Origin of the sequence: Pseudonocardia sp. SID8383, assembly GCF_009864975.1 — a bacterium.
GTDB lineage: Bacteria > Actinomycetota > Actinomycetes > Mycobacteriales > Pseudonocardiaceae > Pseudonocardia > Pseudonocardia alni.
In genome coordinates this window covers 1-568 of sequence record NZ_WWFY01000938.1, presented here as the reverse complement: position 1 = coordinate 568, position 568 = coordinate 1, and the positions used below count along the sequence as shown (strand labels likewise).

At 78.3% G+C, this 568-nt stretch carries 1 protein-coding gene; it reads left to right on the top strand.

Features of this window, described 5'->3' with window-relative positions; translation table 11 throughout:
* Nucleotides 1–568: hypothetical protein (locus tag GTW08_RS22420; RefSeq protein ID WP_161152479.1), on the top strand; the 568-nt coding region annotated here is incomplete at both ends.

The window sequence follows — 568 nt, the reverse complement described above, 5'->3', positions numbered from 1 at the left end:
CCGGGGTCTGGTGGCTGGCCCACGCCGAGGCCGAGCGGCGCGCCGAGGAGGTGTCGCGACGGGTGGCGACGGCCGTCGTCGTCGGCCTGGCCGACCGCGACCTCGCCACCGCCGGGCCCGCCGGCCGCGAACGGCTGCTGGCCGACCTCGCGCCGTTCCGGGCGACCGGGATGGTCAGCCGGGTCAAGGTGTGGTTGGTGGAGGGCCCGACGGCGCGGCTGGTGTTCTCCGACGAGGCCCGCATCGAGGGTCTGACCCGCCGGTTCGATCCCGTCCTCGCCGCCCGGCTCGACGGCGGCGCCGCGGTGGTGCTCCCCGTCCCCGACGACGGCGAGCACCGCTACGAGCGCGGTGGCGGGCTCCGCGAGGTCTTCCTCGGCTTCACCGACGGTGCCGGGCGCCCGGCCCGGTTGGAGGTCTACGTCCCGGCCGACGTCGACGGGGCCACCGCACACGCCGTCGGGCTGCTGCTGCCGCCCGCGGTGGCCGGGATGCTGCTCGTCGCGGCCGCGGTCCTGCCGCTGTCGGTGGCGCTGGCGCGGCGTCGCGAGCGCGAGCGGACCGAGCG